Source organism: Prosthecodimorpha staleyi (assembly GCF_018729455.1).
GTDB lineage: Bacteria > Pseudomonadota > Alphaproteobacteria > Rhizobiales > Ancalomicrobiaceae > Prosthecodimorpha > Prosthecodimorpha staleyi.
Window position 1 is genome coordinate 506,627 of the sequence record NZ_JAHHZF010000003.1, and the last position, 8,530, is coordinate 515,156.

The following is an 8,530-nucleotide window of genomic DNA, read 5'->3' on the forward strand; positions in this document are numbered from 1 at the left end:
CATGCCTGCTAAACCGCGCGCCAGACCTCATTCCACAGCGCGGGGCGGCATGAACATCCTGTTGATCGGTTCGGGCGGGCGCGAGCATGCGCTCGCCTTCGCGCTCGAGGCCTCCCCGCTCTGCACCCGCCTCATCGCCGCGCCGGGCAATCCGGGCATCGCCGAGGCGGCGACCTGCGTCGCCCTCGATCCGGCCGACCAGGATGCGGTCGTGGCGCTGTGCCGCGCCGAGGCGATCGATTTCGTCGTGGTCGGGCCGGAGGCGCCGCTGGTCGCCGGCCTCGCCGACCGGCTCGAGGCGGAGGGCATCGCGACCTTCGGACCGAGCGCGGCCGCGGCCCGCCTCGAAGGCTCCAAGGGCTTCACCAAGGATCTCTGCGCCCGCCACGGCATCCCGACCGCCGCCTATGGCCGCTTTGCCGACCAGGCCGCGGCGGAAGCCTATGTGCGCAGTCAGGGCGCGCCGATCGTGATCAAGGCCGACGGCCTCGCCGCCGGCAAGGGCGTCACCGTGGCGATGACGCTCGACGAGGCGCTGGCGGCGGTCGCCGAATGCTTCGCCGGCATCTTCGGTTCGGCCGGCGCCGAGGTGGTGGTCGAGGAGTTCCTGGTCGGCGAGGAGGCGAGCTTCTTCGCCCTCGCCGATGGCGGCTTCGCGCTGCCGCTCGCCTCCGCGCAGGATCACAAGCGCGCCTTCGACGGCGACCGCGGCCCGAATACCGGCGGCATGGGCGCCTATTCGCCCGCTCCGGTGATGACGGAAGCGATGACCGAACGGGTGATGGCCGAGATCATCCGCCCGACCGTCGCCGCCATGGCCGAAATGGGCGCGCCGTTCCGCGGCGTGCTGTTCGCCGGCCTGATGATCACCGAAAGCGGCCCGAAGCTGATCGAATACAATGTCCGCTTCGGCGATCCCGAGACCCAGGTGCTGATGCTGCGCCTCGACGCGGATCTGGTCGCCCTGCTCAAGGCCGCGCGCGACGGCACGCTGGCCTCCGCCGCCTGCCGCTGGCGCGACGAGGCGGCCATGACGGTGGTGATGGCGGCCCGCGGCTATCCGGGCGCCTACGCCAAGGGAACGCCGATCCGCGGCGTCGCGGCCGCCGCGGCCCTGCCGGGCGTCAAGGTATTCCATGCCGGCACGGCACTGAAGGACGGCCAGCTGGTCGCCGCCGGCGGCCGGGTGCTGAACGTCTCGGCACGCGGGTCGAGCGTCGCCGAAGCGCGCGCGCGCGCCTATGCGGCGGTGGCGGCGATCGACTGGCCGGAGGGCTTCTGCCGGACGGATATCGGCCATGCGGCGCTGGCCCGCGAGGCGGCCGCCGCGCGCTGAGCGCGGCACCGGACGGGCGTCAACCCTCTTCGGCCATCAGCCGGCGCAGTTCGCCGGCGATCGCGTAGGGGGCGACGATGTCGAGCCGCACCGGCGCCAGCGGCGGCAGGGTGTCGAGGACGAAGCCCCGGAAGGCGATGTTGCGGGTCATCACGCAGGGCGTGAAGCCGGCCCCGGCGACCGCCATATGGTAGGCATAGCCGCAATCGTTGACGGTGATCACCTTGCGCACCGCCAGACCGCTGTTCATCAGAACGGAGCGCGCGCGCTGCCAGATCTCCATCTCCTGATTGCACAGAATCAGGACGCCGTTGTCGACCCCGATCCACTCGGTCGGCAGCTCGACGCAGAAGGCTGACTTCTTGCGCAGCGACGGCAGGGAGATGCGGACATCGTTGTCCGGCCGCTGATGGATCTCGCTCGACTCGAGGAACTCGACATCGAAGCCGCCGGCATGCTCCGGGATGGCCTTCTGCAGGATGCTGACCACGTCCCGACCGCTGAGGAGCGGCGTGACGGCGATCTTGAGCGCCTGAATCGTTTCGGCCGTCTCGTGCAACCCGTCGACGATCTGGGCGATCTTCATGAAGGCCTTGATGGCCGCCGCCCCCTGCCTTGTGGCCCGCGCGCCTGAACCCGTGCGATCGAACAGCAGAACCCCGAGCTCGCGCTCAAGCCGCTGAACGGCCATCGAAATGGCGGGTTGCGATGTCCCGATCGTCTCGGCGGCCTTGGAAAACGAGCCACATTGATAGACGGTAATGACCGCTTCCAGATCGCGGATTCGCATCGTCTTCCGCCTCGACTCTTCCTGCTGACCGGCAGCCGCGCCGTGAATCGCCCCCACGCCTTGACCTTAGGGCAACATAAAGCCGGAGGCGGATCCTGTCTCGCGGGTTTTGGAACTCGGAGGGTAAAAAATTGCAATCGACAATGGACCTGCCCGACCTTTTCTCCGGCTTCGCCGCCGAAACCATCGATGTCGGCGAGGCGCGGCTGTTCTGCCGCGTCGGCGGCCGCGACGATGCGCCGCCGGTGGTTCTGGTGCACGGCTATCCGCAGACCCATGTCGAATGGCATCGGATCGCCGGCGCGCTGGCGCAGGATTTCCGGATCGTATTGCCGGACCTGCGCGGCTACGGCTGGTCGTCGGTCCCCCCAGACCGGCCCGGCCACGCCGCCTATTCGAAGCGGACGATGGCGGAAGACATCGTCAGGCTGATGGAAAAGCTCGGCCATGTCCATTTCGCCTATGTCGGCCACGACCGCGGCGCGCGCGTCGGCTATCGGCTGGCTCTGGACCATCCCGGCCGGCTGTCCCGGCTCGCCCTTCTCGATATCGTGCCGACGGCCGCCATGTGGTCCGGCATGGACGCCAGGCTGGCCATGAAGGTTTATCACTGGCTGTTCCTGGCCCAGCCGGCGCCCCTGCCCGAAACCCTGATCGGCAGCCGGCATGCCGCCTATCTCGACCATACGCTGGCCAGTTGGACCAAGGCGCGCGACCTGTCGGCCTTCGACCGCGGCGCGCTCGCCCACTACCACGCCTTCTTCGGCGTGCCCGAACGCCTGCACGCCACCTGCGAGGACTACCGCGCCGGCGCCACCATCGACCGGGCGCTCGACGAGGAGACCCTCGCCGCCGGGCGCACGATCGGCTGCCCAACCCTGGTGCTGTGGGGCTCGTCCGGCATCCCGGCCGATGGCGGGACCGCCTCGGACGTTGGGACCATGGAAGACGGGGGGACCGTCGAGGACGGGCCCCTGGCGGCCTGGCGGTCCTTCGCCGACGACCTGCGCGGCGCGCCCATCGACAGTGGCCATTTCCTGCCCGAGGAAAACCCCGAGGCGACGCTGGCGGCGCTCGTCCCCTTCCTCAAGGGCGAGGATTGACGCCTCCGGCCGATCGCTCCGGTGCGGGCGGCGGACCTGCGGCGAAGGGAGCGCTTGCCTGCCTGCCCGCGCCTCGCCATTGTCCGGCGCTCCGGGCGGTCGCGCCGGGCAGGGCGCGCGGGGAGGCCGGCGCGACCGGCCGGGCGCCTCAGAAGAACGGCCGGGCCCTGCGGTTTCCGTCGAAGCCGCAGGGCCCCGACCCGGCGTGGAGGAAACGGATGTCGCTGCCCGATCTCTATCCCGGCTTCGAGACGGTCACGGTCGATGTGGGCGAGGTGACGTTGTTCGCCCGGGTCGGCGGGCCGATCGGCGCGCCGGCCGTGGTGCTGGCGCATGGCTATCCGCAGAGCCACGCCATGTGGCACCGGATCGCCCCGAAACTGGCCGAGACGTTGCGGGTTGTGGTGGTCGACCTGCGCGGCTACGGGCAATCCTCCGTGCCCGCGCCGGAGGAACGCCACGCCCAGATGTCGAAGCGGCGCATGGGCGCCGACATCGTCGCCCTGATGGCGAAACTCGGCGCCGAGCGTTTCGCCTTCGTCGGCCACGACCGCGGCGCGCGCGTCGGCTATCGGCTCGGCTTCGACCAGCCTGAACGGCTGACCGGCCTGGTGCTGATCGACATCGTACCGACCCCGGTGATGTGGGAGCGCATGGACGCGACCTTCTCGCGCAAGGTCTATCACTGGTCCTTCCTGGCCCAGGCCGCCCCGGTGCCGGAGACCCTGATCGCCAAGGCGCCGATCGAGCATCTGTTTCAGACGCTGGCCGGATGGACCGTCGACAAGGACCTGTCCGCCTTCGATCCGGGCGCGCTCGCCCACTACCGGGCCTATTTTCGCGATCCGGCCCGCATCGCCGCCTGCTGCGAGGACTATCGCGCCGGCGCGACCATCGACGTGGAACATGACGAGGCCGACCGCCGCGCCGGACGCCGCATCACCGTGCCGACCCAGATCATCTGGGGCTCGGTCGGCCTGCCGGCGGATGCCAAGGCGCGCGAGAGCGGCCCGCTGACGGTCTGGCGCGACTGGTGCGAGACCCTGGAGGGCGGCCCGGTCGAGGGCGGACACTTCCTCGCCGAGGAGAATCCGGAGGCGACGCTGGCCCTGATGCAGCCCTTCCTGGCCCGCGTCGCGCGCTGATCCGCGGCCGGCGGGATCGCCCCGCCGGTCCCGGCCCCGCGGTCACAGCCCGTCGAGCACGATCTTGCCGATGGTCCGCCCGCTCTCGACGCGGCGATGCGCCTCGGTCAGCGTCTCGGGCGAGAGCACGCCGAGACGGTCGGTCGCAGTGGTGCGGATCACGCCGGCATCGACCAGGGCGGAAACCTCGTCGAGCAGCCGCCGCTGCTCGTCCATGTCGGGCGTCCCGAACAGCGACCGGGTGAACATCAGTTCCCAGTGCACCGACAGCGACTTGCGCTTGAACGGCACGATGTCGAGGCTCTTCGGATCGTCGATCACGGCGAGCCGGCCCTGGGGCTTGAGCGCGCGCAGGATGGCGTCGAGATGGCGCTCGGTCTGCGTCAGGCTCGCGACCATCTCGACCCCGTCGACGCCGATCGCCTTCAGCGCCTCGTCGAGCGGGCCGGAATGGTCGATCGCATGATGGGCGCCGAGGCTCTTCACCCACGCGACCGTCTCGGGACGCGAGGCCGTGGCGATCACCGTCAGGCCGGTCAGGCGGCGGGCGAGTTGGATCAGGATCGAGCCGACCCCGCCGGCTCCGCCGACGATCAGGAGCGTGCCGCCGGCGGCCTTGCGGCCATGCGGCTGGCCGAGCCGGTCGAACAGCAGTTCCCAGGCGGTGATGGCGGTCAGCGGCAGCGCCGCAGCGTCTGCGAAGTCCAGGCTGGCCGGCTTGTGCCCGACCAGCCGCTCGTCGACCGCCTGCAATTCGGCATTGCTGCCGGGCCGGTCGATGGCGCCGGCATACCAGACCGCGTCGCCGACCCGGTAGTGCCGGACCTCCGACCCGACGGCCTCGACGATCCCCGCCGCGTCGAAGCCGAGAATGCGTGCCGCGCCCGACGGCGGCGCCGCGTTGGCGCGCTGCTTGGTGTCGACCGGATTGACCGAGACCGCCCGGACGCGCACCAGGAGGTCGCGCGGGCGCAGGTCCGGTTCCGGCACGTCGAGAGACACGAGCGGGCCGTCCGCGCCGAGCGGGCCGGGATTGCGATAGCCGATCGCCTGCATGGGTCGTCTCCTGGATGGTGCCGCCGGTTCAGCAAGTCGTCGCTTCGCGCCGTCGGCTGGGGGTTGCATGACCGCGACCATGCCGGCTTGCCGACCATCTGAGAAGCGAATATCTCTAATCCCATTCAGTAGGAGAGCTAATGAATGCGGATCGACCTGGACCTCGATCTCCTGCGCGCCTTCCTGGCCGTTTCCGAGACGGGCAGCTTCACCGCCGCCGCGGACGTGGTCGGGCGCACGCAGTCGGCGGTCAGCCAGAAGATCCTCCGGCTCGAAGACCTGATCGGCACCCGTCTGTTCGACCGGACCAGCCGCAGTCTGGCGCTGACCGAGGACGGCCGCCGGCTCCTGGAACCGGCCAGGCGCCTGCTCGATCTGAATGACGAGACCGTGCGCCTGTTCCGCACGCCGCAGGCGCAGGGCACGCTCCGGCTCGGCGTCGCGGACGACTTCATTCCGCATCAGTTGCCCGGCCTGCTCGCCCGTTTCCGCCGGCACCATCCGGGCATTCATATCGACCTGCGCACCGGCATGAGCTGCGACCTCGTCGCCGCGATGGCTCGGGGCGAACTGGACCTCGCCATCGCGCAGCGCGGCGCCACCGGAGCCACCGGCCGGCTCCTGTGGCGCGAGCCGATGGTCTGGATCGCCGCCGCCGGCTGGCGCGCCGAGCCCGACCGACCGGTGCCGCTGGTCGCCCTGCCGGCGCCATGCAGCTACCGGCGCATCGCCGAGGCGGCGCTTGCCGACCAGGGCCGCAGCCTGCAGGTCACCTGCACGGCCAGCAGCCTGATGGGCATCCAGGCGGCGGTGCGCGGCGGCCTCGGCGCCACCGTGCTCGGCCGCTCCTTCGTGGCGCCGGGCCTGGACATCTTGGGGGCCGCCGAGGGCTGGCCGCCGCTGCCCGATATCGAGATCGTGCTGATCGGCGAGGACGGCGCGCGCGCCGATCTGGCCGGTCCGCTGGTCGGCTTCCTGACCGAGACGCTGGCCGCACCGCGCCTGCAGTTCGTCGCCTGACCGGATCGCCGGGCCACGGGCGTGGCGCCCGCCGCCCGAACGGCCACATGGGCGCCATAGACTTGGCCTTCGTAGCCCGAACCTGAGCCCCCACGAGGAACAATGCCATGTCGGATCCCCGGATCGGTCTCGTGCTCGGCGGCGGCGGCGCGCGCGGCTTCGCCCATATCCCGGTGATCGAGGCGCTCGACGAACTCGGCCTCGTGCCCGCCGCCATCGCCGGCACCTCGATCGGCGCGATCATGGGGGCATCGCGCGGCAGCGGGCTGACCGGCCGGGAGATCCGCGAGCGGACGCTGGAGGTTTTCGGCAACCGCGCGGCCGCCCTCGGCAAGCTCTGGGATCTGCGCCCGCGCCGCTTCGCCGACATCCTCGCCCCCGGCGGGCTGGCGCTCGGCCAGCTCGACGCGGAACGCATCCTGTCGGTCTTCGTCGGCGACGCGATCGCGCCGACCTTCGCCGATCTCGTCATCCCGACCGCCATCGTGGCGACGGATTTCTACGCCTCCGGAGAGATCGCGCTGCGCTCCGGCGACCTGCGCAAGGCCGTCGCGGCCTCGATCGCGCTGCCGGTGGTGTTCCGCCCGGTGCTGCACGACGGCCGGGTCCTGATCGACGGCGGCGTGCACAATCCGGTGCCGGTCGACCATGTTCCCGACGGCCTGGATTTCGTGATCGCCGTCGACGTCATCGGCCAGCCGGAGCCGGTCGACGGTAAGGCTTTGCCGGGCGCTCTCGAGACCATTTTCGGCGCGTCGCAAATCCTGATGCAGGCGGTCGCCAAGGGCAAGTTCGAGAAGCGCCCGCCCGATCTCCTGATCCGACCCGCCGTTTCCGGCTTCCGCGTGCTCGACTTCCTGCGCGCCCGCGAGATCTTGGAGGCGACCGACGCCACCAAGGACGAGGTCAAGCGCCGGCTGGAACGCCTGATCGCCGCCCATCCGGCCGAACCGGTCGCCCTGCCGCCGCCGAAGCCGAAAGCGGCCGGGCGGTTGCGCCGGACGCGGGCTGTCACCACCGGGCACGAGGCGTGATCATCGGCCATCCGGCCCGGCGACAGCGATCCGTATTCGATCGGCGCCCCGCGCTCTAAAAGCGCGCCGCCGCCCAGCGGACAGCGGCTGCCGGATCAGCGCCTGTCCCGAAAGAAGGCCCGGAGGAGATCGCCGGCCTGCGTCTCGCCGATCCCGCCATAGACATCCGGGGCGTGATGGCAGGTCGGCTGCGCAAAGAGCCGCACGCCGTGATCGACCGCACCGCCCTTCGGATCGCCGGCGCCGTAATAGAGCCGGCGGATGCGCGCGAAGGCGATGGCCCCGGCGCACATCGGGCAGGGTTCCAGCGTGACATAGAGATCGCAGCCGATCAGCCTTTCCGACCCGATCGCCGCCGCTGCGGCCCGGATCGCCAGCATCTCGGCATGCGCGGTCGGATCGCGATCCGCCATCGTGCGGTTCCCCGCCGCCGCCAGCACCACCCCGTCGCGCACCACCACCGCCCCGACCGGCACCTCCCCCCGCTCCGCCGCCGCCCGCGCCTGCGCGAAGGCGCGTTCCATGAAGCCGGTTGCCGTGTCCCGTGTCGCGGCCGCAGGATCCGAATCCGCCTCGAAATCCCCCCGACCGGCCCCTTCCCCTTCTCCCCCCAGGGGGGGAGAAGGTGCCCGAAGGGCGGATGAGGGGGGCGATGCGGCGGTTTCGTCCGAAGCGACCGCGTCCGGGGACGGGGCTTCCGGGCTTGGACCGCGAGTTTTCTCCGGCGGCGGTACCCTCCCCCTCATCCAGCCTTCGGCCACCTTCTCCCCCCTCAGGGGGAGAAGGGAGGGAGAGAGACGCTCATTCTGCTCTGCTGCAGGCACAGAATTTCCGGCCCCTTCCCCTTCTCCCCCCAGGGGGGGAGACGGTGCCCGAAGGGCGGATGAGGGGGTTGATGCGGCGGTTTCGCCCGAAGCGACCGCGTCCTGGGACGGGGCTTCCGGGCTTGGACCGCGAGTTTCCTCCGGCGGCGGTACCCTCCCCCTCATCCGGCCTTCGGCCACCCTCTCCCCCCCCCGGGGGGGGAGGGGGGGGGGGGGAGGGCG

General features: G+C 71.1%; 8 protein-coding genes. 5 read left to right on the forward strand and 3 right to left on the reverse strand.

From position 1 onward, the window contains the following. Window positions 1-49 precede the first annotated feature (49 nt). The gene (gene purD / locus KL771_RS08320) at window positions 50-1,336 is read left to right on the forward strand and encodes a phosphoribosylamine--glycine ligase (RefSeq protein WP_261968072.1); all 1,287 of its coding nucleotides are present in this window, start codon (window positions 50-52) and stop codon (window positions 1,334-1,336) included. Between the two features lie 19 nt (window positions 1,337-1,355). Here the strand turns inward: purD and KL771_RS08325 are convergent, their stop codons facing one another. After that, window positions 1,356-2,126: a LysR family transcriptional regulator gene (locus tag KL771_RS08325; protein WP_261968073.1), complete on the reverse strand. Its 771-nt coding sequence runs from the start codon at window positions 2,124-2,126 to the stop codon at window positions 1,356-1,358. Between the two features lie 131 nt (window positions 2,127-2,257). Between KL771_RS08325 and KL771_RS08330 the strand changes: the two genes are divergently transcribed. Together KL771_RS08330 and KL771_RS08335 are read left to right on the forward strand one after the other, a co-directional pair. Then, a complete protein-coding gene (locus tag KL771_RS08330) occupies window positions 2,258-3,229 on the forward strand; it encodes an alpha/beta fold hydrolase (RefSeq protein WP_315901488.1) in 972 nt (323 codons plus the stop codon). Window positions 3,230-3,447: 218 nt separating this feature from the next. Beyond that, the gene (locus KL771_RS08335; protein ID WP_261968074.1) at window positions 3,448-4,374 is read left to right on the forward strand and encodes an alpha/beta fold hydrolase; all 927 of its coding nucleotides are present in this window, start codon (window positions 3,448-3,450) and stop codon (window positions 4,372-4,374) included. A 42-nt stretch (window positions 4,375-4,416) separates the two neighbouring features. Here the strand turns inward: KL771_RS08335 and KL771_RS08340 are convergent, their stop codons facing one another. Then, a complete protein-coding gene (locus tag KL771_RS08340; RefSeq protein WP_261968075.1) occupies window positions 4,417-5,430 on the reverse strand; it encodes a zinc-binding alcohol dehydrogenase family protein in 1,014 nt (337 codons plus the stop codon). A gap of 144 nt (window positions 5,431-5,574) precedes the next feature. On the opposite strand from KL771_RS08340, the gene KL771_RS08345 reads away from it, so the two are divergent. Both KL771_RS08345 and KL771_RS08350 read left to right on the forward strand, forming a co-directional pair. Beyond that, on the forward strand, window positions 5,575-6,450 hold the full coding sequence (locus KL771_RS08345) for a LysR substrate-binding domain-containing protein (RefSeq protein WP_261968076.1): 876 nt from the start codon (window positions 5,575-5,577) through the stop codon (window positions 6,448-6,450). Between the two features lie 107 nt (window positions 6,451-6,557). Further along, window positions 6,558-7,484 carry a patatin-like phospholipase family protein gene (locus KL771_RS08350; protein ID WP_261968077.1) on the forward strand — a complete coding sequence of 309 codons (927 nt, stop codon included), beginning with the start codon at window positions 6,558-6,560 and terminating at the stop codon, window positions 7,482-7,484. A 95-nt stretch (window positions 7,485-7,579) separates the two neighbouring features. Here the strand turns inward: KL771_RS08350 and KL771_RS08355 are convergent, their stop codons facing one another. Then, the gene (locus KL771_RS08355) at window positions 7,580-8,008 is read right to left on the reverse strand and encodes a nucleoside deaminase (RefSeq protein WP_261968078.1); all 429 of its coding nucleotides are present in this window, start codon (window positions 8,006-8,008) and stop codon (window positions 7,580-7,582) included. Between the last annotated feature and the right edge of the window lie 522 nt (window positions 8,009-8,530).

Coding starts and splice junctions, on each gene's coding strand:
- purD (WP_261968072.1), top strand. CDS start 50: ATGAACATCCTGTTGATCGGTTCGGGCGGGCGCGAGCATGCGCTCGCC.
- KL771_RS08325 (WP_261968073.1), bottom strand. CDS start 2,126: ATGCGAATCCGCGATCTGGAAGCGGTCATTACCGTCTATCAATGTGGC.
- KL771_RS08335 (WP_261968074.1), top strand. CDS start 3,448: ATGTCGCTGCCCGATCTCTATCCCGGCTTCGAGACGGTCACGGTCGAT.
- KL771_RS08340 (WP_261968075.1), bottom strand. CDS start 5,430: ATGCAGGCGATCGGCTATCGCAATCCCGGCCCGCTCGGCGCGGACGGC.
- KL771_RS08345 (WP_261968076.1), top strand. CDS start 5,575: ATGCGGATCGACCTGGACCTCGATCTCCTGCGCGCCTTCCTGGCCGTT.
- KL771_RS08350 (WP_261968077.1), top strand. CDS start 6,558: ATGTCGGATCCCCGGATCGGTCTCGTGCTCGGCGGCGGCGGCGCGCGC.
- KL771_RS08355 (WP_261968078.1), bottom strand. CDS start 8,008: ATGGAACGCGCCTTCGCGCAGGCGCGGGCGGCGGCGGAGCGGGGGGAG.